The sequence below is a fragment of the Agriterribacter humi genome (genome assembly GCF_009192765.1).
In the GTDB taxonomy this organism is placed as follows: domain Bacteria; phylum Bacteroidota; class Bacteroidia; order Chitinophagales; family Chitinophagaceae; genus Agriterribacter; species Agriterribacter humi.
Map to the genome: position 1 here is coordinate 30,365 of NZ_VOHQ01000019.1, position 22,608 is coordinate 52,972.

General features: G+C 39.1%; 24 protein-coding genes and 1 pseudogene. 11 read left to right on the forward strand and 14 right to left on the reverse strand.

Annotation, left to right across the window (positions count from 1 at the left end):
- Nucleotides 1-6: 6 nt before the first annotated feature.
- From FRX45_RS21755 to FRX45_RS21765, 3 genes are read left to right on the forward strand one after another with little or no spacing between them, the layout of a single operon-like run.
- Complete coding sequence (locus FRX45_RS21755) at nt 7-1,011, forward strand: nucleotide kinase domain-containing protein (RefSeq protein WP_226805511.1); 1,005 nt, start codon at nt 7-9, stop codon at nt 1,009-1,011.
- Nucleotides 1,004-1,486 carry a TIR domain-containing protein gene (locus FRX45_RS21760; RefSeq protein ID WP_152270602.1) on the forward strand — a complete coding sequence of 161 codons (483 nt, stop codon included), beginning with the start codon at nt 1,004-1,006 and terminating at the stop codon, nt 1,484-1,486. Before FRX45_RS21755 ends, FRX45_RS21760 begins: the two co-directional genes overlap by 8 nt.
- Nucleotides 1,474-2,088: an Nmad2 family putative nucleotide modification protein gene (locus tag FRX45_RS21765; protein ID WP_226805512.1), complete on the forward strand. Its 615-nt coding sequence runs from the start codon at nt 1,474-1,476 to the stop codon at nt 2,086-2,088. The genes FRX45_RS21760 and FRX45_RS21765 overlap by 13 nt, the downstream gene beginning before the upstream one ends.
- A gap of 43 nt (nt 2,089-2,131) precedes the next feature.
- Here the strand turns inward: FRX45_RS21765 and FRX45_RS21770 are convergent, their stop codons facing one another.
- The 3 genes and pseudogenes from FRX45_RS21770 to FRX45_RS21780 all read right to left on the reverse strand — a co-directional run.
- The gene (locus tag FRX45_RS21770; RefSeq protein ID WP_152270603.1) at nt 2,132-2,611 is read right to left on the reverse strand and encodes a TIR domain-containing protein; all 480 of its coding nucleotides are present in this window, start codon (nt 2,609-2,611) and stop codon (nt 2,132-2,134) included.
- A gap of 2 nt (nt 2,612-2,613) precedes the next feature.
- Entirely contained in the window at nt 2,614-4,074 is a 1,461-nt protein-coding gene (locus FRX45_RS21775; RefSeq protein WP_226805513.1) for an SIR2 family protein, read from the reverse strand.
- 373 nt (nt 4,075-4,447) lie between these two features.
- A pseudogene (locus FRX45_RS21780) lies at nt 4,448-4,646 on the reverse strand (ATP-binding protein); the annotation flags it as partial.
- Nucleotides 4,647-4,690: 44 nt separating this feature from the next.
- Here FRX45_RS21780 and FRX45_RS21785 point away from each other — a divergent pair.
- Nucleotides 4,691-5,263: a sce7726 family protein gene (locus tag FRX45_RS21785; RefSeq protein WP_193311806.1), complete on the forward strand. Its 573-nt coding sequence runs from the start codon at nt 4,691-4,693 to the stop codon at nt 5,261-5,263.
- On the opposite strand, the gene FRX45_RS21790 is transcribed toward FRX45_RS21785, so the two are convergent.
- The 3 genes from FRX45_RS21790 to FRX45_RS21800 are packed head-to-tail and all read right to left on the reverse strand — an operon-like array spanning nt 5,229 to nt 8,056.
- Nucleotides 5,229-6,314: a beta family protein gene (locus tag FRX45_RS21790; protein ID WP_152270606.1), complete on the reverse strand. Its 1,086-nt coding sequence runs from the start codon at nt 6,312-6,314 to the stop codon at nt 5,229-5,231. The two genes, FRX45_RS21785 and FRX45_RS21790, sit on opposite strands and share 35 nt — an antisense overlap.
- A gap of 12 nt (nt 6,315-6,326) precedes the next feature.
- Nucleotides 6,327-7,592 (reverse strand): XRE family transcriptional regulator, encoded by a 1,266-nt coding sequence (locus tag FRX45_RS21795; RefSeq protein ID WP_152270607.1) that lies wholly within the window; start codon nt 7,590-7,592, stop codon nt 6,327-6,329.
- Entirely contained in the window at nt 7,589-8,056 is a 468-nt protein-coding gene (locus FRX45_RS21800) for a DUF6932 family protein (RefSeq protein WP_152270608.1), read from the reverse strand. Before FRX45_RS21800 ends, FRX45_RS21795 begins: the two co-directional genes overlap by 4 nt.
- A 530-nt stretch (nt 8,057-8,586) precedes the next feature.
- Here FRX45_RS21800 and FRX45_RS23915 point away from each other — a divergent pair.
- Nucleotides 8,587-8,802 carry a DUF6717 family protein gene (locus FRX45_RS23915; protein ID WP_394350045.1) on the forward strand — a complete coding sequence of 72 codons (216 nt, stop codon included), beginning with the start codon at nt 8,587-8,589 and terminating at the stop codon, nt 8,800-8,802.
- A gap of 219 nt (nt 8,803-9,021) precedes the next feature.
- Here FRX45_RS23915 and FRX45_RS23760 read toward each other — a convergent pair whose 3' ends face one another.
- Nucleotides 9,022-9,153, reverse strand: a complete 132-nt coding sequence (locus tag FRX45_RS23760; RefSeq protein WP_262884224.1) for a hypothetical protein — start codon at nt 9,151-9,153, stop codon at nt 9,022-9,024.
- A gap of 878 nt (nt 9,154-10,031) precedes the next feature.
- Here FRX45_RS23760 and FRX45_RS23405 point away from each other — a divergent pair.
- The 3 genes from FRX45_RS23405 (at nt 10,032) to FRX45_RS21815 (ending at nt 12,202) form a co-directional block, all read left to right on the forward strand.
- Nucleotides 10,032-10,343, forward strand: coding sequence for a hypothetical protein (locus FRX45_RS23405; RefSeq protein ID WP_193311807.1), 312 nt, complete (start codon nt 10,032-10,034; stop codon nt 10,341-10,343).
- A 313-nt stretch (nt 10,344-10,656) separates the two neighbouring features.
- Nucleotides 10,657-11,334, forward strand: coding sequence for a C39 family peptidase (locus FRX45_RS21810; RefSeq protein ID WP_193311808.1), 678 nt, complete (start codon nt 10,657-10,659; stop codon nt 11,332-11,334).
- A gap of 40 nt (nt 11,335-11,374) precedes the next feature.
- Complete coding sequence (locus tag FRX45_RS21815; RefSeq protein WP_193311809.1) at nt 11,375-12,202, forward strand: toll/interleukin-1 receptor domain-containing protein; 828 nt, start codon at nt 11,375-11,377, stop codon at nt 12,200-12,202.
- Between the two features lie 31 nt (nt 12,203-12,233).
- Here FRX45_RS21815 and FRX45_RS21820 read toward each other — a convergent pair whose 3' ends face one another.
- The 3 genes from FRX45_RS21820 to FRX45_RS21830 all read right to left on the reverse strand — a co-directional run bounded on the left by FRX45_RS21820 (nt 12,234) and on the right by FRX45_RS21830 (nt 14,408).
- Nucleotides 12,234-12,644 (reverse strand): DUF3887 domain-containing protein, encoded by a 411-nt coding sequence (locus FRX45_RS21820; protein ID WP_152270611.1) that lies wholly within the window; start codon nt 12,642-12,644, stop codon nt 12,234-12,236.
- A gap of 259 nt (nt 12,645-12,903) precedes the next feature.
- Nucleotides 12,904-13,056, reverse strand: coding sequence for a hypothetical protein (locus FRX45_RS21825; protein WP_193311810.1), 153 nt, complete (start codon nt 13,054-13,056; stop codon nt 12,904-12,906).
- A 248-nt stretch (nt 13,057-13,304) separates the two neighbouring features.
- A complete protein-coding gene (locus FRX45_RS21830; protein ID WP_152270612.1) occupies nt 13,305-14,408 on the reverse strand; it encodes a glycoside hydrolase family 18 protein in 1,104 nt (367 codons plus the stop codon).
- A gap of 734 nt (nt 14,409-15,142) precedes the next feature.
- Here FRX45_RS21830 and FRX45_RS21835 point away from each other — a divergent pair.
- Nucleotides 15,143-15,349 (forward strand): hypothetical protein, encoded by a 207-nt coding sequence (locus tag FRX45_RS21835; protein ID WP_152270613.1) that lies wholly within the window; start codon nt 15,143-15,145, stop codon nt 15,347-15,349.
- On the opposite strand, the gene FRX45_RS21840 is transcribed toward FRX45_RS21835, so the two are convergent.
- The gene (locus FRX45_RS21840; protein WP_152270614.1) at nt 15,330-15,545 is read right to left on the reverse strand and encodes a VOC family protein; all 216 of its coding nucleotides are present in this window, start codon (nt 15,543-15,545) and stop codon (nt 15,330-15,332) included. The genes FRX45_RS21835 and FRX45_RS21840 overlap by 20 nt on opposite strands.
- Nucleotides 15,532-16,146 (reverse strand): hypothetical protein, encoded by a 615-nt coding sequence (locus FRX45_RS21845; RefSeq protein WP_226805514.1) that lies wholly within the window; start codon nt 16,144-16,146, stop codon nt 15,532-15,534. The genes FRX45_RS21840 and FRX45_RS21845 overlap by 14 nt, the downstream gene beginning before the upstream one ends.
- Before the next feature lie 550 nt (nt 16,147-16,696).
- Between FRX45_RS21845 and FRX45_RS21850 the strand changes: the two genes are divergently transcribed.
- Nucleotides 16,697-16,939 carry a hypothetical protein gene (locus FRX45_RS21850; protein WP_152270615.1) on the forward strand — a complete coding sequence of 81 codons (243 nt, stop codon included), beginning with the start codon at nt 16,697-16,699 and terminating at the stop codon, nt 16,937-16,939.
- 59 nt (nt 16,940-16,998) lie between these two features.
- Here the strand turns inward: FRX45_RS21850 and FRX45_RS21855 are convergent, their stop codons facing one another.
- Together FRX45_RS21855 and gyrA are read right to left on the reverse strand one after the other, a co-directional pair.
- Nucleotides 16,999-18,267 (reverse strand): tetratricopeptide repeat protein, encoded by a 1,269-nt coding sequence (locus tag FRX45_RS21855; RefSeq protein WP_152270616.1) that lies wholly within the window; start codon nt 18,265-18,267, stop codon nt 16,999-17,001.
- A gap of 53 nt (nt 18,268-18,320) precedes the next feature.
- The gene (gene gyrA, locus FRX45_RS21860; RefSeq protein WP_152270617.1) at nt 18,321-20,894 is read right to left on the reverse strand and encodes a DNA gyrase subunit A; all 2,574 of its coding nucleotides are present in this window, start codon (nt 20,892-20,894) and stop codon (nt 18,321-18,323) included.
- Nucleotides 20,895-21,053: 159 nt separating this feature from the next.
- On the opposite strand from gyrA, the gene FRX45_RS21865 reads away from it, so the two are divergent.
- Nucleotides 21,054-22,367, forward strand: a complete 1,314-nt coding sequence (locus FRX45_RS21865; RefSeq protein ID WP_226805515.1) for a saccharopine dehydrogenase C-terminal domain-containing protein — start codon at nt 21,054-21,056, stop codon at nt 22,365-22,367.
- The last annotated feature ends 241 nt before the right edge of the window (nt 22,368-22,608 follow it).

Consider the following 22,608-nt stretch of genomic DNA (forward strand, 5'->3'; position numbering starts at 1 on the left):
TCAAAGATGCAAGCAAATCGAATAACGCTGCTAAGTAAAAAGAGAAAGCCCAAATCAAGCAAAGTATATGATACGTATTGGAAATTTGCGTCTGAACGACAAAATATTTTCTTTAATCGAATAGAAAAACCAATGCAACATCCGTGGACAAAAGATTTTGTTTTAAGAAACTTTAAATTTACTAATGCTTATCGGGTGAGCGATAGGGTAAGCCAATACCTGATTTCTAATATTATACAAAACGGTAATCAAAATATCGACGAAGTTTTTTTTCGAATAATACTTTTTAAGCTATTTAATAAAATAGAAACATGGGAATATCTCCAAAAACAAGTTGGTGAACTTTTTTATTCTGATTTCAAATTTGAACGTTATTCAGAAGCTTTAGCTCTATTAAAACTTCGCGGACAAGCTATTTATTCTAACGCTTACATTATGGCATCAGGTAAATCTTCATTTAATCATGAATATAAACATGATAATCATTTGAGGCTTATCCAAGCCATGATGCAGGATAGTATTGCTAGGAAATTGCAGGAATGTAACAGTATGAAACAAGCATATGAAATCTTATTAAAATTTCCAACGATAGGATCTTTCTTAGCCTATCAATATGTAACGGATATAAACTATAGCAATATTACTATGTTTTCTGAGATGGAGTTTGTAAAAGCTGGTCCTGGGGCAAAGGATGGAATTAGAAAATGCTTTTCAGATTACGGAGATTATTCTGAGGAAGACATAATAAAACTTGTTTGTGAAACCCAAGAAAATGAATTTGAAAGATTAGGACTTGAATTTAAGACATTGTGGGGGCGAAGGCTACAACTTATAGACTGTCAAAATCTATTTTGTGAAGTAGATAAATATTCCCGTGTGGTTCACCCTAATGTGATTGGTCATTCCAAAAGGACTAGAATCAAGCAAAAATTTCAACCAAGTTCATTGATTCCTATCAACTATAGCTTCCCTGAGAAATGGAATATTAAAATAGATAGAGTTTATGGATAGACATAACATATTTATTAGTCATCATGGCAAAGATGATGATAAAGTTCAAGCCCTAAAGGAACGACTTAAAAGCGCGGGGTATAATGTTCATAACTATTCGGTTGATAGTACCAAACATAAAGATGGCAGGCGTCCTTCTGACCAAGTTATTGCAAGATACTTGCGTATGCAGGTCCGTTGGGCTGGATCTCTTATTTGCTTAATTGGAAAAGATACTTTTAATAGATCGTGGGTTAATTATGAAATAAGACAGGCTCATTTACAAGGGAAGAAAATAATTGGAGTTTATGCTCATGGATATAAGGACACGCCATTGCCTGATGCATTTAAAAAATATGGTAATTATAGCTTTGGATGGAATTCAATAGATAAAATTGGAGATGCGATTTCGGGCGAACCTCTGCCTTTTGAAAACCCAGATGGAACTCCAAGTACACCAATATTCAATATTAAAAAAATTAAATGCAAAAAATGAATTTCTATTCTTATAAATTAGATCATGATTATGGGCTTGCGCCAAACCCATTTGGAGAACACTGTACACTAGCTGTTTGTAAATCTAGTATTCGAAAAAATAAGAATCTAACAATTAATGATTGGGTAATTGGCACAGGTAGCAAAGCACTGGGGTATGAGTACTCAGTTATTTACGCTATGCAAGTGCAGGAAATAGTAACTTTTGATGAATACTGGAGTGATAAAAGGTTTGATTATAAAAAACCCGTTTTAAATGGCAGCCTGGTGCAAATGTACGGTGACAACTTTTACCATACAGATAAAACAACTGGCGAATGGATTCAAGAAGAATCTGCTCACTCTGTTGTAGATAAGGAAGCCCACCTAGAAACAGATACAAATGGTAAAAACGTTTTAATATCGAAAAGATTTTGGTACATGGGAGATAAGGCAAAAAAGATTCCTGACCATCTAATAAAAATATGCAATAAAGGAAGAAATATGAAGTACCGAACTATTGATAATAAATTAGGAAATGAGTTTATTCTATGGATGAAAGAGAATTTCGCTATAGGTATTAGCGGAGATCCAATTAGTTGGATGGAATATTATAAATTATAAATGATATGTAAAATGTCTTCAAAAACCCCTTTTACAAAAAGACCTATCGGTATTTTATTGCATCTTCAATCCAATTTTCAAGATTACTTGCGATATCATTATAAGCAGTGTAGGAATTGGGATTGTAACATTTGACTAAACTAGAGAGCCTTCGCCCGTCTTTAAGAAAGATTTGTTCGAATGGATTTGATCCTTGACGACATATGCCCGCGCGTGGACATTTTATATTATGAATGTAGATACCTACAACAGCTTTGCCATCATTCCAAGCCTTTTCAATCTCGTATTTTACCCATTTTCTATAAGAGGTTTCTGCACCGACTAATACAGCTAAACAACTTTTATATTTCATGGTGTCATCAATCCACCTTTTAACTGATGCGTCTCCGCCTCTTTTTACAGTTTCCCACTCATTTACAGAAACGGGCTCATTTCCTTCTAATACACCCATGTTTCTAATTTGTTGTACTCTAAATACATCATTATCAAAGTGAAAGCTATAAAATATTTGTCTCTTTGCCATTGCTATGCTTTTTGTAATATACTAATTGCTTTTATAGTATTTGTTATTATTTCTTCTTTAGAGATATTATCCTTTCCCAATTCTTTGATTGCATTATGCAGGTCTGCATTATCAGGATAATAAGTATTTAGGTTACTCATTACTTTGTCCCATAAAGTTTTAGAAACAGAACCTGTTGCACCAATTGGAATAGGAATAACAAAATGCTTTAAGCAAGTATCAAACTCTTCTTCCATACCATTTGAATTGACAATCTTACCCTCAACTAACTTATTTCCGAAAACAAAAATTGCAATTCCTGCTTTTGTGATCATATCGTTTCGATAATCTGTCCATATTTCGGAAATGCTTTTAGTACCTGATTGTATTTGGGGAAATGGCCTAAGAATAAGTAAATCATCTAAATTTCTGTAGTTAGAATTAAGTTTGTAGTCCAAAGCTCCGTTTATGACGATACTTCCAATTCCTAAACCATATCCTGAAACAATTTTATACTCTTTCTCTGCTAATTTGTAACTCAATGAATGTATGAGGTCTTTAGCATCTGCTTCTTTGTAAGGAAAATAATCAGCGGCAGCACCTGAAATAAAAATATTTCTTCTTTTCACCCGTTTTTCTATTTCTGAAAGAATGAATGTTATTTCAGAATAATCTTTAATCATTACCGCATTTATGCCATATCTTATTAAATCATCAATTTTTAGTTCCTGTTTAACTTTTGCATATAAATAATCTTCTTTGTTTTCATCTGCAGATTTGGTTGTATCGTTAAAGTCGCTTTCTGCAATTTCTTTAAAAAAGAAAAAGTGGGTTGGCGTGTTATCTTTTAGCAAGATTTTTATTCTGCCTAAAATATAATCCAAATTGGGGTCGTCAAAACTAAATCCAATGAACAAGAATGTTTTTGATAACAAGTCACCTCTAAGTGCAGTAGAAAATAGTTCTTTCTTATCGTTGTAAGTCTCATAATCATCTTTTGTCAGTACTGCTTCATCAGGCGAATCTTTATCACCATGCATTTTGTAAACAATCGCATCCTTCTTCTTTATGTTACTTGCAAAATCTTCATTTCTAAGTTTACGCTCAACAGTTTTTCCGACTGTTTCCAAAGTTCTTTCGATGAGTTGATCGTAATTTGTTGTCCAATATGTATCTATTCCAATTCGAGATAAAATTTTATGGTTTTCGCTACCCTCTTTCAGTGTGGTAAATTCATTTTTGATTTTGTTGTTTATTTTCCCCCTTTTGAATTTATTAAAATGGTATTGTGCAATTGAAATTAAATCGTGCTCTTTTTCAATATTTAGTTTGAGTTCATCAGCTAAATCTTTCAATAAACCTCTCCAATTCACAAAGCCCAAAGATGCCGATAGCCCTGCGCCTGCAAAAATTGCAGCATCCCCGTTGTTAATTTCAGTAACAAAAGCGTTTATAAATGATCTCTGTTGTTGTGTAAATTCCATAATTATTTTTTTAGCCAATCATCCAACCAAATATTTTTCTCATTAGGATAAATTAGTCTGAATATGTTATCGTATTGTAAATTCCGTTGATGTTGACCCGGGTGTAAATTCTGTCATGTTGACCCACCCGCTTTGCGGGGCAATAATTGTAAGAGCTTAATGATAGATAAAAATACAAATGTTATTGATTCGTTTTTAGTTTTCTTCTTCTTAAGGATTCGCCTTTTAGTTCTGTGCGGTGTGCACAAGCTGTCAGTCTGTCAAGGATGGCTGTAAATTCCGTTGATGTTGACCCGGGATTCCGGGATGTTGACCCACCCCGCTTTGCGGGGCAATAATTGTAAGAGCTTAATTATAGATAAAAATACAAATGTTATTGATTCGTTTTTAGTTTTCTTCTTCTTAAGGATTCACCTTTTAGTTCTATGCGGTGTGCGCAAGCTGTCAGTCTGTCAAGGATTGCATCGGCGAGCGTAGGATCATTAATATACTCATGCCATTGGTAATTGTGATGTTATTATAATACTTTTTTTACCATAACGATCTTCCAGTAATTGTAATAATGTAAGGCGCATGTTGTATGGTTTAAATGATATCGCATATATTTGGAACTATTATGCGAGACCCAATTATCAGACATGCCTTTCACAGTTCTGTGCTATTGTCGGCACATGCAGATAATAATAGTTGTGTGGTGGATGAGCTTGTCTTGAAAAATGGCCTTGTTCGGGCGGATATTGCTGTGCTAAACGGCTGTCTAATCGGTTATGAGATTAAAGGTGAAAAGGATACGTTATTAAGGCTTCCACTACAGGTTGCCGTGTACAGCGAGGTGTTTGATAAAGCATATCTTATCATAAGTGAAAAACATTTGCCAAAAGCAATAGAACAGATTCCTGACTGGTGGGGTATTTACCTTGCAAAAAAGTCTAAAAGTCTTCCGGCTAAATTTAAAAGAGTACGGGCTGCTAAATTTAATAAGTATCAAAACCCCTATACAATTTTGCAACTTCTTTGGAAAGTAGAAGCATTAGAGTTTGCAAACTCCTTGCTGCCAGAACAACTTAACCCAAGAACTACCAAACGAAACATATACGAAGTAATCTGCCAAAATTGCTCCGTAAACATAGTTAGCCAAACAGTCACTAAATATCTTAAGCAACGAAGGAATTGGCGTATAGATCAGTAACGACTTTTGTAATATGATGATTATGTCCTACTTTTTTCCAAACAGTTGGATTTCCTGTTTTTGTCAGTCCATCAGAACAATTTTTTAGATGCAGGTCACCTGCAGAAAAAGGAGGCCCCATATAATATTGTGATTTTACAATTTGGGTTGCCTGATTAATGTATTGCTTAAAGTCTTCAGAATCTTTCAGAGCTTTTCCTTTAATGACATACCAGATTTTATCCGCAGTGTAACGTATATTAGCACTTCTTTGCATTTTAGTAGGGTCAAACTCAAAATATCCTGGTGCTATAATGCTGTAGTCTCCATAATTAATTGATCTATCAAATTCCCTGTTACCTAATTTAATCTTAAGTGTTAAGAAGAACTCCCAATCATTACGAACAATATTATTAATACCTGTTTTCAACATGCCGGTTTCAGGAAATGCTCCTCCGCAGATAGTAAAAGTTTTCCAGTCATTAAAATTGGGAAATATTTCTAACTGATCTAAGATTCCATCGGAAAAATCATCAATGTTGCTAAAGTCAGAGTTCTGAAGATCTAAAATTAAATGAATATCAGCTGGCACCATCTCAACCTTATTCAATAGGCTTTTTAATTTAAATTCAAATTCTGGGTCAGTTATATCTTCTATCGAAACTCTTACTCCTATATCGGCGTAATTGATACGAAAATTGAGTTTTACGGCATCAATAATATGATCTATAGAATTCAATCTCAAAACAGGAATACATTTTGTACCAATAGCGGATGTAAGAATGCTAACAATATAGGTTATGGGTACTTTGCCACCTGGTCGTTCATTATCAATCATGTAAGTGTCAATGAACGATATTTGTTGTGGCCATTTTTTTAAGTATCTCTTACAAATACTGTTTATATGTTCCTCAATGGATTTAGGCTTGGCATTTTTTTCATTATCCCATTCCCTTGGCGTTACTTCGAATAGCGGTACAACCTTTTTCTTAGTCTTTTCGTCTAATTTTTCCAACCCGTCAAATTCACCTTGTTTAGTTTTCAACACGGGCAAATAGAAATTTGCTTCCATTTTAACCTCCTTTTATTTTAATTGATTTGAAAATAAGTTTCTTACTTTTCCTTGCTCCACCAACTCTGTAAATAAAAAATATTTACCTGTCTCTCTTCTAATACGACCAGCAATTAATGCAGCATGAATTTTTAAAGATTTAGCTAAATTTAGAATGGTTGTCTCGGTTGGATTAAATCGTACTAATGATTTTCTCCATGTTTCATTAGGAATAAGTGCATTGAGAGAAAAATCGTCTGCTTCTTTTTCAATGCCTTCGGATTTGGTATCTAAGTCGTCAAATATGGCGTAAATCTTATCGGATAAATGTAGTTTCACATGTGCGATCTCGTGAAATAATACAAACCAAAAATTGTCAAGTCTATCATGACGTAATGTTAAAGCTATTATCGGTTTATCCTTTTCGATTTGAATTGCTGCTCCATCCAAGAATGTTCCATCTAAATGTGATTCAATGACGAACTTTATCCCACTTGCTTTCAAATATTCGCCAGCTTTTACAGGGCCGTCATCATAAGCACTAAGCAATCTCAAATCTTCGAGCCATTGATCATTTATGTTATCAACAACAAAATCTACATCTAATACTTGTTCTCTTGACTTTTTGATTACTTGAGTATACCAAGCTTCTAAAGCATAATCATTTAATGTTGATCCAGATCGAACGTTTTTCTTAGTCAGGCTTGTTTTCATTGCGAAAGAGCCTTGAAAAAAAGTTTCAAGCAAATTTTTTGACTCTAAAACTGCATCGTTCAAAGTGCCTGAGAAGTTTCCAAACCAACCACGTTGGAACATTTGCTTGAATGGATAATTGTTGATATCAAACTTTTCAGGGGCATGCATTTCCTTAATAAGTACGTCACCCTGGATACGTATGCCTAGCACCTTTGCAATTTTTAAAAGAGTTTTTACACTCGCAGTTTCATATCGTTCTGCTTCGTACCGTTGAATTTGCTGCATCTTAAGATCAAGTTTTGTAGCCAATTCGGATTGTGTTAAATTATTAGCTATGCGGGCTTTTATTAACGATAAGGGTAATTCTTCTATACTTGAAATTTCAGTTACAGCGATCTTACCAGCTTTCAAATCTTCATACTCATTTACCTGCGTTATTAGATCATTAAGTTGGTATTGTATTGCATCTTTTTGAGCCTGAATTATCAAAGGATGAACATCTTTGACCTCTGCAGTAGATGTCAAGAAAATGCTATCCAATGATTTCTTGAAATTCTCAATCTGATTTTTTACGATTTTATATTGTCTATCATTAGTAATCATATTGCACCTCCTTTCATTATGTGATTAAACAATCTGATGATGCCTTTGGCTTTTCCAGATTCTTTGTCTGTCTGGAAAAAATTTAAAAAAGGCTGCATGCTATTACCTTCAATAGAGGTAGAGGGAAAAAACTCACCCAAATATTTTTGCTTTTGAGGACGCGTGCCATTCGAAAAGTCCAAAAAGACGGGATCTAAAGCGTATAGATTAACAAATTTTGGATCCCAGCAAATTTCATAGTCATTTGGTAGTGGTTTAGCGGTAACATAACTACCATCTAAGTATACCTGTGTGCAGCCACTTTTAAACAAATTATCTAAGGCGCGCTCCATTCCACGGAACAAGGCTTCTCTTCTTGCATTAATTACATATCTGTTAAACACCTCCACCAGTGTTGAATCATAGATCCCTGGAGGAAGCAATGCCCAAGAAGAGTTTCTAACGTTTTTAAAATCAGGAATCATAACACAATAAATATGTTGTGTTACCAAAGTTAATTTAATTTTTCATATTTGAAAAATTTATAATTATATATAAATAATTTAATATGTTTTTTATAAGTATTGTATCCTCAAACATTCCATAATGTCTTTACTAGAAGTGAAAGAATGAGAATAAGATCAAGAAAACTTAATGAGATTGACTGAAAAACTTGGTTAACCGGGTTTACAATACTATCCTATTTTTTAAAACGATATCAACTACTAATTCACTAACTTCCTTGATTAAGCACAGCCCTTTACTCCGTTGGTGTTTCTAATCAGTTATTGGCGCTCACAACCGACTGAATTAACCCACAACATTAATAATCGCAGAAAAAGCACCCGTTATTCTGTAAAAATATTTTCATCACTTCAATTTATCTTTACCCATGCACACTCACACTTTCACCAAAGAATCTTTTGGCTGGTATATTGAGTTACCAGAATACATCGCCCAAGGTGGGGCAATAAAGGAGATTTGGCAATGGTAAGATGGCGCAGATACTTCTTCCATTACCCTCAAATTTGATGATAAGGAGTTTGATGGTGCAGATAAAATAATCCTGATTGAGAAGTGTGATCCCTATATCGGTGGAGGCAATTATATCATGCCACAATGGGAAAACAAAACAGTTAACCAGCGTTTATGGTTATGCGCTGTAACAGAATTTGTATTTGGCTATATACCGGAAACAATTTTTGTAAAAAAGGAAGCATCCTCTATTTAACCTTCTCAATCAACCTCTCCAACCGCGCCATCATCTCATCCTTTTCTTTCAGCATACGTTCGTAAAGCGCAATCTTTTCTTCATGAACCTGAATAAGCTTATCAAAGTAGGAGTGTGCCTGGTGTTCAAAAATGAACCATTATCAAACGTATTTGCGCAATAATATTCACCGCCTGCTCCTCATCAAAATTCTGTATTGCTTCCACCGGTATTTTTAAGTCAGCGGAAATTTGTTGCAGCAGGGTCTATGGCTTCTTTTTGTTCCAACAGTGAGATCTTTTTCTGGTTCCTCCCGATAGCTATCGGGACGCCCAACTCCAGGGCAAGGCCTTCCTGCTTAATGCCCGGCATTTCGCGGAAACGTTTTTACGTTACGGCTTTCGTGTATTTTTTATTGCATATGGGTTAATGTATTGCGGGTAAAGATACATTTTTAGGGGCTAACGGGTTATGCCTTCAAGATAAGTAATTGCCGGTAAAATATAATAAGCTGGTAACTAAAATATCCATGTTGGAGTACCGGTGCCTCACCCCGGAGCGGAGAGAGACAGCACTTCGGAATATAGCCATGCAGCCGGTTCTTCCCATCTGCTGTTGTATATCCCGCAACCTGAACAGCAGAACGCCAATGCTTCTGCAATATATAATAAGCAGCACCCAGGCCAATTCATCGATCAATCAAACGCCGAATGCTATACCTGTTGCCGGGTAGAATGCAATTCTTCAAAAACACGTTATCCATTTTTCTTTTGTTCCTTTTTTGCGGAAAAAAGGAACGCAAAAAGCCCCGCCCGAATGAGCGTCGTTCGTCCGCCCGGATGACGCCAGTCGGACTGGGGCGGGCGCCCGAAATCCCTGCCCGTCCGGCAGGCGGGGATTACACCCCGATTTCGGGAGGGTTCCCTGATGAAGCAACGGTACTACAGTGGTTTCAGCAATAGAGCGCTAATGCTTTCTCAACTTATGGCCAGTTCTGAACCTGAGCCAACTTACCTACTAATCAACGATGATGATAAGTATATTATAGTCGGGTTCACAGTAGTACTTCTGTCTAATCGAAGCGAACGGCAAACGGCCGTAGCCCGCATGTGTGGTGTTAAGTCAGGCAAGTCATGCCTGTATATTATCGTGAGTAGGCTGGGCTGGCAGGTTTCCACGTTTGACACAGCACTATGCTTCAGCTACAGACGCTCAAGTATTACGAAGCCTGACTGTTTATAACTGTAGATGTGGAAGAACAAACAGTTGAAATGAGTTCTGCATTACCCGGTAAATCATCCCGCGATACAACTAAAATATCTCTTCGCCAACTTGTTTATCCCTTCGGGGGTATTGCTTTGCAAGGTCAACCTGTTATTTACCACATACAGCCACTATATGAAAACAAACACCGCAAAGACCACTTTGATACCCGCTGCTGGTATTACAACATCATTACCGACTCTTACCCCCATGTTTCGGGGAGAAGCTTGATTGAACTTTGGTACTACTGTGACTTTAGCTATTGGAATGCTACTGCGGGCGTATGTGCAGAATGCTGATTAAGTTCAGTCACAGCTCTTTGCGTCCTTCGCCCTCTGCGCGCTTTGCGTGAACCCTCAAGCTTACGGAAGAGCTTGATTAAGCTAACAAATAAATTGCATTTAGATGTTTGACATTATTGTATTTGTATTTATATTTATGAACTTTCAGTCCGCTCCCTCATGATCTCTTCGTTTTATTTTGTCCAGTATGATTATGATTTGCTATACACTGTTTACTTCGAGGTAGTTTCTCTCTATCCAATATCTTCTCAAGATGAATTTTAAGAATTTATTATTTGAGTATGTTATAATCATCATAAACCCATTAACAATGCCATCAAAATATGTTTTTGGATGTCTTGTAGCAATTACCTTGCTCTGCAAAAGTTTTAACAGCGTAGGCCAGGAGCAAGCACTTGATATTGATCCGGTTTTACAGGAAACACCCGTGTGGTGTTGGGTGAGTTGCGGAGAGATGATCTTTAGATATTACGATATTTGCAACATAAATCCTGCGGGCAATTTCCAGTGCGGTATTATTGCCCTTCTGGGGCCTCAATGCAATGCTAATTGCTTTGCGTGTCCTTATTCTGCTGAGTCTACACAAAGGATAATTAATATGCTTGATCAATATCCGAGATTTGCTCAGCAAGTATGCGGTAGTTCAAAACAAAGTGTTAGATGTACAAATGTATACGGCGCCCTTTCGCAACAGCAAATAATGGATGATATTGACAACGGGTGGCCTATTCTGGCCGGCATTAACCCCTCAGGCGGCGTATATGGAACAGAATCTCAACATGCGGTATTAATTATTGGATACGAAGTGGAAGACGAAATTTTTAACTTGATCATAAACGACCCATTCCCTTACCATGCGGTTTCAAGTTCTGCAAGCCCATATGAACAATATTCTGGTGAGGAAATTATCTCAGGACAATATAAAATTCCTTATGCCAGATTTAGAACAAATCTGGGTTGGAATAGAACCTTAAAGAGTATCCGCTAGCCCAATTCCTTATTTATTTGCATTCCAAAATATATATTGCGTGGCAGATATTTTTATAAGCTATAAGAAAGAAGAAAGAAAACTTGCCCAAAACTTGGCCGCAAAATTTGAAAAAAAAGGCTGGTCGGTGTGGTGGGATCATAAACTCCTTGGTGGCAATCCTTATGATAAACAAATACAGCAGGAGTTAACAGCAGCTAAGGTTGTCATCGTCATCTGGTCTAAGCTCTCTGTTGAATCAGACTTTGTCCGCGATGAGGCCCGGGCTGCCCAGGGAAGAGGTGTTTTGATTCCTGTTTCTTTTGATAATACTAAAGCGCCATTAGGATTTGGCATGATGCAGGTAGTTTATTTAACCGGAACTGTTATCGGCTCTAATGATTATAAAAAACTTTACGACAGTATCGAAAATAAAATGGGGGGACTCGTAAAAGACAGCGCCGGAGACCCCCCAACCGGGATTTCGAAACCTATTGTTGTAGCCGGCGTAATATTATTGGCTCTTTTGGTGGGGGGTATTGCCTATTACATTAAAGGGAAAAACACCCCACCAAAAAACATTTCAAACAAGGCCTTAAAGATTAAAGCAGGTCAGGTCAACCAGATGATTATTTTCAATAGGTACGATGATATTTTACCAATCATGAATCCAATTACAAAAGCAACACTTACAAGACAGGTTTTTCAGGCAGGAGTGGATACAGTCAATCACCGTTATAATAATTTCCAAAGACCTATCGATACAATTTTTGTCAAGGATCTGCCATTTGATTATTACCAGATAAGAAATCAGTATCAGAATGGCGTCAATACAAATAAAATAATTTTTGACCAGGAGAAAAGGGTATATGGAATCTTCGTCGAATAATTACTTTCAACCTGCAGTTCTATATTTCAAATTAATTTTTTGCAGGTATAGAAAACATATGCACTAGTAAACCCGATTCATCAAATTGGAAGGTCGTAGTCCTTATACCGTGCAGATATTGATTTCTAACCGACCATATAACCACCCCATTCACGGTGGTTTCACTGGTGTCAATTGGATGCACAAATTCTCCTATCATGGCTTTGGTGGTGGAATCAACATTGTCGAAAAGTTGCTGAGTGATTTTTTGCTTCAGACTTTCAGACATCATCGCCCGAATCTCTTCGTATCTGTCGAGATTTACCAGTTCATTCGCTTTTCCTGCTTTGTGTTTTAAAGCTGCTTTAAGGTCGTCAGCGTAACAACTGAGGAATAGACTAATTCCGCAAATAAGCACAACGTAACAATAATGCCTGGTGCAGCCAACCAATAATCTATACATACAATATAGTGTTTGATTGAATACAATTTACAATAAATAAAAAGATCATTTACCGTCAGTGGAACAAAAGCATAGTTTTTTTCAAAAAAAGGCCGCTTAAAATTCGAATTCCCTGGCGTAAGTCTTCCCAACAGGACGACTTGTGCCTTTTATTCTACCGGACTGTCCTTTTATCTTGACACAAAAGGACCAAAAGTCAAGGCTACAGAAAAACAGCTAAAAGATTACTTCATTCCGCTACATCGAAAAAATTTGCAGATTAAAACGCCAGGCAGATGCCATCGCACACTTTGGCTACCTGATAATTTTTCTGATGAACATCAATGCCAACATAAATGGTTTTTCCGGAAAAATCAATTACGTTCCTATCTTTGGCAGAGGTTTCAGATGCGGCGGAAGTTTGCTGCTTCATAATTTTAAATTTTTGTATTAATAATCAGCAAAATTCTTCATTGCAACCGATTTTTGGACTGCTGCTGCTCCGGAACCTTTAACATAAAGACTGTGACTTCAGTTATTGGAATGCTGCTGCCGGCGCATGTGCAAAATGCTGATTAGTTCAGTCACAGCTCCTTTGCGTCCGTTGTCCTTTACGCGCTTTGCCTGCCCGAATGATACGGTCGGGCGGGCGTGAAACCCGGATCTGGGCAGGTTAAATACTTAATTCTCCCGCTTTGCTTTATCAATCGCGTCTAATAAACCGTCTCTCAACTTGTCTTCCGCCAGTTGCCAGAACATAATGCCATTCAACTTATGCTTCAGCACGTATTCCGTTTTTAGCTGAACAGACCGGGTATCATCGTAGGAGGCCAGCAATTTTCTTTGCGGGTTAAAGGCATAAGGTGCCCGGGCGGTGCTGTCCCAATATCGGATAAATCCATTTTCGGTAGTCAATGAGTCGGCGTAGCGGTTGTAAGACAAGGACTTTAAAAACCTGCCACTCCTGTACAGGCCATTGTTAAGGGTATCCGTTACTTCATACAGCCTGGCATAAAAAGCGGCGCCAACAACAATTTTACCGGCAGGCACTCCTTTGGCAAGCAGCATCTGCACACCATGGTCTGTAGATTCTTTTTGCTGCGGCGTTGAATACAACGGTGTATGGTGCCCGCTTACGGTGGTATAGCCGTTCACCAGGTCGTAGCTCATCAGGTTTACCTTGTCTACCATCTTCATCACTTTTTTCCATTCAACAGAAGAGTCAATAAAGGAGGTAAAGCCGCCGGCGGCAAAGCTGATCTCGTGTTTTTTACCGAGTTGCTTCCGGAGCTCTTTTATCAATTGTGTAAAAGCCGGTTTGTCTTCAGGATCAAAAGGATGCCCGGGATGCCCCTCTATAGCCGGGTATTCCCAGTCGAGATCAATACCATCTGTACCAAAATAATCATTGGCTTCTTTTACAGATCGTGCAAATTCTTTTCTTCCCTCTGCTTTTAAAAACACGGGCGAGCAGGTTTTGCAGCCACCCCAGCCACCCAACGACAGAATGACTTTCAAAGCGGGGTTACGGCTTTTAAGCGCAACCATTTTGTGAATGGCGGCGGTGTCGCGCGCCCTTCCTATATGCAGGCGGTTCCCTTTCAAATGGCAAAAACAAAAGATGATGTGGGTGAGCTTTTCTACCTCAAAGCTGTCAATCATGCTGGCTCTTCCCGAATAATAGGCGATGACCGAAATGTTCTTTTTATTGTTACCGGTTTGGGCGGATGCTGCAATACAGATCATGTTCAGCGCTGTGCACGCTGCCAGGAAATATTTGGTCATATTACTGTTGTTGAATGGTTGAAATGGCAGTATACAAATATAAAGCTGCTAAGGTTGTTTTGTTATTTTTTTGCGGAAAAAAAGTATCCACCGCTGGTACCGAAAGGACTCCGGACTCCTTCGGAGCGGGGTCGAAGCCCGCACTGTCAGCAAAGTATAAGTAGTGGGGGGTGGAGTCTTCCTCACGTCTGGAAAAGAAAATTTTCATGAACGCTTATATCATGGAAGTAATAAACAATAAGGCCTACAAACTTCTAAAGGACCTTGAAGATCTGAAAATAATAAAGGTTTTTGGAAAGGATAGGCCAAAGAAGCCTCAGAATGTTGTTCACAGCCGCACTGCTGGTTTTCGGAGTGCGCTCAAACTTTATTACGCGCAATGCTTCTGATTTCAAAATATTAGTGGCTAAAATTGTTGAATCCCGGGGAGATTTGAAAGATAATTTCAAAAGATGGTACAAATAATCTTTCAACTCAAACCAATGTGATTGTTCAATTTCATTACAATCTTCTTTCAAAATAGAACATCATATCCCCACATAATAATTCAAAATAAATTTTTTTCAGAAAACATTTTGAAATATAAATCACTTTACTAACTTTGTATTTCAAAGTACTTTTATTTTCAAAAACGATAAAATCTTTGATCGCATAGGGAGGCATTGAACCGCTTTGGGCACAAAGATGTTCACCCGCTACAGATCATATTATTAAGAACATTTAATAAATACAGGATGAAAAACAAAGCAGGTATTATTATTGGTTTTGTGCTGGGTTTTACCGGCTTTCTCTTATTGTTTAAGCTGATCTTTCTTGATCATATACCACCTGAAGACGAGATCGCCCCGGGAATGGTTATGATTGCTGCCATACTGGCCGGGATTGCATGTGCATTTGCCGGACGTTTATTACAAAAATCTTTTACAAAAAAGAGGAACTAAAAATATTTTGGGGATGCTGGTTACTCCGGTGCGGGGGAACTGCTGAAACTTTGAGCAGGGTTTGAATGGGGGTGGAGTTGATCTGCCACGAGAGCCCGTATTTGTCTTTGAGCCAGCCGCATTGTTCCGATTCGGGCACGGCAGAGAGTTTTCCCCAGTAATAGTCTATCTCTGCCTGGTCTTTACAGGTAACCATAAACGAAGGGGATAGTGATACACGGCGCCTTACAGAAGCTGCAGGTATAGGGGCAGCCTACACTCCCGATCATTGGAACTATTTTGAGAAACGGGGCTTTTTTTAAGGTAGGCGCTATGAATTTCCATCGTTCCTGCACACTGCATAAATTGACCGGCTGTTTTCCACAAGATAGCTGCACTCCAACGGGCCGTTGAACCGTATAGTTGCTTAACAGGTCTTTAATGATAGAACGGTTGGTAAAACCCAGCACATAATCGAAATATTTAACAGCATCATCCGGATAACACCGGGCATGTGGTCCACCCAGAACGGTTACAGCCCCCTTGCTGTGGAAATAATTGCTCAACGCGTAGGCTAGTAGCGCGGCCTGGGTAAAGGAGCTGATAAATACAACATCAATGTCGTTGGGTAGTTCCCTTTGAAGATCCTCGCGTCCGGTGTAGCATAGCATGGTTACCTGATGTCCTTCCCGCTCACACCAGGTAGCTATTACCTGCGGCATGATACTGGCGAGATTGGCATGCATAATTTGCGACCACAACGTATTAGAAGGGCCCTTACAAATTAAATCAATCACTGCAACTTTGAGGGATTTCATAAAGGGAGTGCTTTGAAAAAAAGATGTATCAAATCATGTGCCTTATCGAAAGAAATTATGACAGTTCAAACGTGAGAGTAATTCCGCATTATTCCTTTGCAGCATAAATGAAACATAAACGCCTGAATGCGGTTGTTGGAAACTATTATTACTAGGAATTAAATATGGGATTTTTTGTCCTATAATTTATATTATGTTAAATAGGGTGTATTTTTCAAAAGACCGCTCCAATATTGTGTTCTATGACTATTCCACATTTTCAAAAAATATCTTTTTTTCAGTAGATCAGAGAAGCCATAAAGTATATTTTAATGACAATAGATGATCTTGATAAAGTATTAGAATATTTCTTCAATAAAGTGCCGGAAAGACAAACTGCACTTAAAATTTTGAAGGGTCTCACCTCATTGAAGAAAAATATTTATATCGCCAACTTACAGATTCCAAAACGAATAACACGGAATATGGACTATCAGTGCCGGGAATACTTTTTTATCAGCATGCAAGTACTAAAACGAGACCGTATTATTCGTTAGAAATAGAAAAGAAATTGGAGAAAGAAAGAGATGATAAATTAAAGAATTATCAATTAAAAAACTCTATTTCAGAAATGTGGGTTAAAAAATATTGGTACGTTGTTTTAATTTTGGGTTGGGTTGGTGTATGCTGGACTGATATTGGGAAGGAAACAATCAAACGAAAAATATGGACAGAAGCCAATCAATTGAAAAGTTCCGCCACACAAGTTGCTGATACGAGCCAAAGCAAAATAAATAGTGTCAGGCAGAAATAAAGGTTCAAACAAAAGGGAAGGCTAAATCGCCCTCCCTTTTTCAAAATAAATAAGATCAATTATTGTTTTTTATCAATCTCGTCATATTTCTTCTGGTAGAAATCTGATTTCGCTTTATCACCTTTCCTGTCGTAACAATACGCCAGGTTGTTACAGGCCGATTTAAGCTCAGATTTTTCCGATAATTTCAACGTTTCCTTATTATCGTATTCTTTGAACACCACTTCAAACGGAGGAATTGCCTTATCGCATAAAGACAGCACCTGCGCTTTTAATTCTTCTTTTTTCTTTAGGTCTTCAGGTGTTTTTCCTTTTATTTTATTGGCATCTTCTTCTATAAACAGCGCCTGGTTAAAATAATGTTTGGCAAGATTAAGATTGGCTTCCAAAGCTTCCGGTTTTATAGCCAGGGCTTTTTTATACAGCTCTTCTATTTTTAAACAACGTTCTGCATAATCGGCAGGCCGCTCTTTTGCATCACTCACATGTGTTTCATTAAACAACTCATTGGCATAATCCAAGATCATATCAAAACCTTCGGGGTTAGCAGCGATCAGTTCCTCGTACTTGGCATAAATGGCTTTTTTGTCGCCCTGGCTGCGCAGGTAGTCAAACTCAACCAATGGCAGGTAATCATCTTTGGGATAAAGCTCACGTCCCAATGCAACATATTTTTGCATGTTGGGAATATCCTTTTTGTCAAGGTAATATTTAGCCAGGTAACGATAGACGGTTACGTGTTCGGGTTTTGTTGCCACTTTTGCATCGGCCAGCTTCTGGAAATAGGCTACGGCTTCATCGTCCTTTTTTGCATTCATGGCCGACAGTGCAGCGTAATACACCTGGGTAGTATCCAGCTTGTACAGACCCCAGCCCTGCTCGAAAATGTAATTGCCGATCTCACCCGCTTTTTTGAAATTTGCCAGTGCATCTTCATATTTTTCAGCATTGTACTGGCTCGCTGCTGCATCGAAATAGCTGCCATATAAATCGTAAACAGGTTTATAACTGTCAACCGTTAATAAGGTAGTGGCTTTGGTTTTATCTATTTCCTGGGCCTTTTTAATGGCCTCAAAAGCCTCTGTTCTACCATCGGGTACCAGTGTTTTAAACTGGTCACTTGCTGCAATGGCGCCGTAAATCTTTGCCTTGGTGTACCACACTTCCGCATTTTTTTGATTTTTGGGCGCCGTTAACAAGGCGTCAATTCCTTCTTTGGCTTTATCCAGTTCTTTATCTTCCAGCATGCTTTTCACCTTGTTAAGGTTTTGCGCCGAAAGACCCAATGTCCACCCTGCCATCAGGGCGATGAGCATTATTTTCTTCATATTTGTTGGTTGTTTAAAAGTTTTATCTGTCTGACTGATTATTCGTTTTACATTTATTCAGCGGGTTTTTCACTGGTCGCCGTATTTTCTTCGTCTGCTGCATCATCTGTATCATCGTTGTTTTCAACTTCGTAACGTGCCAGTTTTGTAATAGCTGCTATGGCATCGTCGTCATCAAGCCTTATCAGTTTTACACCCTGGGTGGCTCTTCCCTGCCGGCTTACCTGGTTCACTGCCATCCGTATGGTAATGCCCGATTTGCAGGTGATCATCAGGTCTTCATCTTCTGTTACATCCAATATGCCTACCAAAGAGCCGGTTTTACCGGTTACATTAATCGTTTTTACTCCCTTTCCACCACGGTTGGTTATTCTGTATACCTCCTCCCCGGTTTCATCTGTAATTGCTGTACGCTTCCCAAAACCTTTTTCACTCACTACCAGCACTGTTCTGGAATTATCGTCCTTTTTGACACAAATCATGCCAACCACTTCATCCTGTGTATTGTCTACTTCTATGCCTGTAACGCCTATGGCTCCGCGTCCGGTTGACCGTACTTTACTTTCAGGGAAACGGATAGCCCTCCCGCTTTTTACTGCCATCATAATTTCACTATTGCCGTCTGTCATTTTCGCTTCCAGCAACTCATCTCCTTCTACGATGGTTATTGCATTCACTCCGGTTGCACGGGGTCTGCTAAAATCTTCTAAAAGTGTTTTTTTGATGGTGCCTTTCCTTGTGCAAAGTACAATATAATGGCTCTTTATAAACTCCTCATCGTCTAAATTTTTTACATCTATAACCGCACGCACCTTATCATCAGGAGGCAACTGGATGAGGTTCTGGATTGCCCTGCCTTTACTGGTCTTATCACCTTCGGGCAACTGGTATACTTTTAACCAGAAGCACCTGCCTTTTTCTGTAAAATACAACATGGTGTGGTGAGTAGATGTGACGAACAAATGCTCGATCCAGTCTTCCTGCTTGGTGCGTCCGCCTATGGCGCCTCTTCCACCCCTGTTTTGCTGCCGGTATTCTGTTGCTGAAGTTCTTTTAATGTAACCCTGGTGAGAGATCGTTATTACCACATCTTCTTCCTCGATCAGGTCCTCCAGGCGCATTTCATCGGCGAGGTACTGGATCTCCGTTTTACGTGCATCACCAAATTTATCTTTTATTTCAAGGAGCTCTTTTTTTATAAGCTCATAGCGCATCACTTCATTCCCCAGCAACTCTATAAGATAAGAAATCTGTTTCATTATTTCATCGTACTCTTCTTTGATCTTCTCCCGCTCCATTCCGGTAAGGCGCTGCAATCTCAGTTCCAGTATAGCTTTAGCCTGCACTTCGTCAAGCCCCCAACCCGCGTTTATCAATTTTTCCCTGGCTACATCAGGTGTGGCCGAACTGCGGATCAGTGAAATAACTTCATCAAGGTGATCCAGCGCAATCAGGTATCCCTGCAATAAATGGGCTTTCTTTTGCGCCTCCCTTAATTCGTATTGCGCACGCCTAACCACTACCTCGTGCCTGAATTCCACGAACTCGCTGATAAGATCCTTAAGGTTAAGCAACCTGGGTCTTCCTCTTACAATGGCTACATTATTGATGCCATAAGAGGTTTGGAGTTCGGTATGCTTATACAAGTGGTTAATGACTACATTGGCAATAGCATCCCGTTTCAGATCAATCACTATCCTTGTACCTTCTTTTTCATTTGATTCGTTATTGACATGCGCAATACCATCAATTATTTTTTCATTTACCAGCTCTCCTATTTTGTTGGTAAGCGTATCCCGGCTTACCTGGTAGGGCACTTCTGTAATTATGATCTGTTCTCTTCCGCTGGGCTTGGTATCTACATGTAATTTACCACGCATCACTACCCTGCCCCTGCCGGTATGCATACCCGTTCTAATGCCTTCATAACCGTAAATAATGCCGCCGGTTGGAAAATCGGGCGCCTTCACGAATTTGATGAGCTCTTCAATAGTAATTTCCTTATTCTCAATATAAGCGATACACCCGTCTATTACCTCCGCAAGGTTATGCGGCATCATATTGGTAGCCATGCCCACGGCAATACCGCTCGATCCGTTTACTAATAACTGTGGTATACGGGTAGGAAGAATGGATGGCTCCCTTTCTGAATCGTCGAAGTTCGGTTGAAAATCTACCGTATCTTTTTCTATATCGTCGAGCATATGCTCGGCCAATCTCTGCAGCCTTACCTCTGTATACCGCATGGCAGCCGGCCCGTCGCCGTCCTGGTTGCCGAAGTTTCCCTGTTTGTCAACAAGGGTATACCGCATACTCCAGTCCTGCGCCATACGTACCATAGCATCATATACCGAACTATCGCCATGCGGGTGATATTTACCCAGCACCTCTCCCACCACACGCGCCGATTTTTTATAGGGACGGTTATAATTCAGTCCCAAATCATTCATGGCATACAAAATGCGGCGGTGTACCGGCTTTAATCCATCCCGCACATCGGGCAGCGCCCTGCCTACAATTACACTCATGGAGTAATCAATGTAGGCGGTTTTCATTTGCTCTTCAATGTTCACCTGGATGATGCGGTCATTGTCGCTGGTTTCTAACGGAACTAAGTTATCTTCCATAATATTTTGCTATATCTTATGCTTATTGCAGGAGTCTTTAAAAAATATGTGCAAAGGTACTGTTTTTGAGCCTCTTTAGCCTTATTTTTAGTCTTTTTCTGTTCATTTTATCCACGCTGTGTGGATAGATTATCCCCGGAAAAATAAATTAACATGGTCTTGCAAAGCAATACTCTGCCACGAAAGAAAATCCTTCTCTTTGGAGCCGGCAAATCGGCTACCTGTTTAATTGATTATTTGTTAAGACAAGCTGAACATCACAACTGGCATATTGTGATTGCAGATGGTAATGTAGAACTGGCGCGCCAAAAATCTGGCGGTTCTTTATACGCCACTGCTGTGCAGGTTGATGTAAAAATGGACGCACAGAGAAACGCACTTATCGAACAGGCTGATATTGTTATTTCCATGCTGCCCCCATCCCTTCATTCGCTGATAGCCGGAAATTGTATAACCTCAGGACGTCATTTGCTCACTGCTTCTTATGCAGATGAGGAAATGAAAAAGCTGGCGCCGGAGATCAGGAAGAAGGGTATACTATTTCTTTGTGAGATGGGGCTCGACCCGGGCATTGATCACATGAGCGCCATGCAGCTCATTCATCGCATTCATGCCACGGGCGGAAAGATCAATTCGTTTTACTCCCATTGCGGCGGATTGGTAGCACCGGAAAGCGATAACAATCCCTGGCATTATAAAATAAGCTGGAACCCCCGCAACGTGGTATTGGCCGGAAAAGCGGGAGCTGTTTACAGGTTGGATGGCCGGGTAAAACAACTCCCCTACTCTTCGCTGTTTGATCCAGGCCGTACAGTTGAAATACCCGGGCATGGTCGTTTAGCCTGGTACCCCAACAGGGATTCACTGCCGTATATTCCTTTATATGGATTAGCGGAAAGTTCCACTTTTATCCGGACCACATTGCGACATCCCGATTTTTGTACAGGCTGGAAAAAAATAGTTGAGCTGAATCTCACAGACGAAACAAAGCAATATAACAGCAATGAGATGAGTTATAAAACATTCTTCGAAACGCATCTCCGGCAAAATGGGTTTACAAAAACGGATACGCTGCCCGGCACTGAAAAAGCATTGCTCACTTACCTCGGTCTGTATGAAGATGAAAGAATAAACAATGGATCATGTACTGCTGCCGGTATCCTGCAAACGGCTATTGAAAAAAAACTAATGCTGCAACCTGCGGATAAGGATATGATTATTTTGATGCATGAGATAGCATATGAATTCAAAACGCAATCTCAGAAAATAACAAGTACGCTTATAGTAAAGGGTGAAAACAGCCTGCATACTGCTATGGCAAAAACGGTTGGGTTACCTTTAGGCATAGCCGCAGTCTTGATGTTGCAGGGAAAGATCAGTCTTACCGGTTTGCATATTCCCATAGTGCCTGAAATATACGGGCCTGTTTTGGAAGCGTTGAGGAAAGAAGGGATTGTGTTTAAGGAAAGCTGATGTGAACGCACGTGCGGGACCAAATCCGAAGGAAAGCAACAAGAACCAAATCGCAAAAAGCAAATAAAATTCAAATTTCAAACCCGAAGCCAGAAACCCGAAATCCGAAGCGAAATGCAACCATAAACTACAAACAATAAGCCACAAATTGGGAAATCCGTAGCCGGAATTTCGAAATTTGAAGAAGGCTTTCTGTAATCAGCAGAAAAGGACTTTTTATCTTATCATTAGCAGTTATTCA

Excerpts from the sequence above, each read along its gene's own strand:
- FRX45_RS21755 (WP_226805511.1), top strand. The coding sequence starts at position 7 with ATGCAAGCAAATCGAATAACGCTGCTAAGTAAAAAGAGAAAGCCCAAA.
- FRX45_RS21760 (WP_152270602.1), top strand. The coding sequence starts at position 1,004 with ATGGATAGACATAACATATTTATTAGTCATCATGGCAAAGATGATGAT.
- FRX45_RS21765 (WP_226805512.1), top strand. The coding sequence starts at position 1,474 with ATGCAAAAAATGAATTTCTATTCTTATAAATTAGATCATGATTATGGG.
- FRX45_RS21770 (WP_152270603.1), bottom strand. The coding sequence starts at position 2,611 with ATGGCAAAGAGACAAATATTTTATAGCTTTCACTTTGATAATGATGTA.
- FRX45_RS21775 (WP_226805513.1), bottom strand. The coding sequence starts at position 4,074 with ATGGAATTTACACAACAACAGAGATCATTTATAAACGCTTTTGTTACT.
- FRX45_RS21785 (WP_193311806.1), top strand. The coding sequence starts at position 4,691 with ATGCGAGACCCAATTATCAGACATGCCTTTCACAGTTCTGTGCTATTG.
- FRX45_RS21790 (WP_152270606.1), bottom strand. The coding sequence starts at position 6,314 with ATGGAAGCAAATTTCTATTTGCCCGTGTTGAAAACTAAACAAGGTGAA.
- FRX45_RS21795 (WP_152270607.1), bottom strand. The coding sequence starts at position 7,592 with ATGATTACTAATGATAGACAATATAAAATCGTAAAAAATCAGATTGAG.
- FRX45_RS21800 (WP_152270608.1), bottom strand. The coding sequence starts at position 8,056 with ATGATTCCTGATTTTAAAAACGTTAGAAACTCTTCTTGGGCATTGCTT.
- FRX45_RS23760 (WP_262884224.1), bottom strand. The coding sequence starts at position 9,153 with ATGCCGGGCATTAAGCAGGAAGGCCTTGCCCTGGAGTTGGGCGTCCCG.
- FRX45_RS21810 (WP_193311808.1), top strand. The coding sequence starts at position 10,657 with ATGCCATCAAAATATGTTTTTGGATGTCTTGTAGCAATTACCTTGCTC.
- FRX45_RS21820 (WP_152270611.1), bottom strand. The coding sequence starts at position 12,644 with ATGTATAGATTATTGGTTGGCTGCACCAGGCATTATTGTTACGTTGTG.
- FRX45_RS21825 (WP_193311810.1), bottom strand. The coding sequence starts at position 13,056 with ATGAAGCAGCAAACTTCCGCCGCATCTGAAACCTCTGCCAAAGATAGG.
- FRX45_RS21830 (WP_152270612.1), bottom strand. The coding sequence starts at position 14,408 with ATGACCAAATATTTCCTGGCAGCGTGCACAGCGCTGAACATGATCTGT.
- FRX45_RS21835 (WP_152270613.1), top strand. The coding sequence starts at position 15,143 with ATGAAAAACAAAGCAGGTATTATTATTGGTTTTGTGCTGGGTTTTACC.
- FRX45_RS21840 (WP_152270614.1), bottom strand. The coding sequence starts at position 15,545 with ATGGTTACCTGTAAAGACCAGGCAGAGATAGACTATTACTGGGGAAAA.
- FRX45_RS21845 (WP_226805514.1), bottom strand. The coding sequence starts at position 16,146 with ATGAAATCCCTCAAAGTTGCAGTGATTGATTTAATTTGTAAGGGCCCT.
- FRX45_RS21855 (WP_152270616.1), bottom strand. The coding sequence starts at position 18,267 with ATGAAGAAAATAATGCTCATCGCCCTGATGGCAGGGTGGACATTGGGT.
- gyrA (WP_152270617.1), bottom strand. The coding sequence starts at position 20,894 with ATGGAAGATAACTTAGTTCCGTTAGAAACCAGCGACAATGACCGCATC.